This window comes from Bartonella sp. AP36NXGY, assembly GCF_042195865.1.
Taxonomy (GTDB): Bacteria; Pseudomonadota; Alphaproteobacteria; order Rhizobiales; family Rhizobiaceae; genus Bartonella.
Window position 1 is genome coordinate 1 of sequence record NZ_JBHIPD010000146.1, and the last position, 301, is coordinate 301.

The following is a 301-nucleotide window of genomic DNA, read 5'->3' on the forward strand; positions in this document are numbered from 1 at the left end:
GTTGTTTTGTATACAGGGAGTGGCTTTGTACATGCGCCTCTCAGTGGTCTCATTGATCTCTTGAAGGATGCTTTGAACAAGGATCATGAAGAAAGTTTAAAGGCATTAAAGTCCGAAATTGAAGAATTACGAACATGTTTATTTTAGGCATTTATTTTGAATGATGTGAGGAAGAAAGGCGATGGGGATACCATATCATACGCATGACTATCAGTTACCGGTAGCAACGAAAGAAGAGATCATAGAGGGTATTTCAGAGGATACGGTTGTTGTTCCGAAATTGTTAGGGACGGCAAGTCTT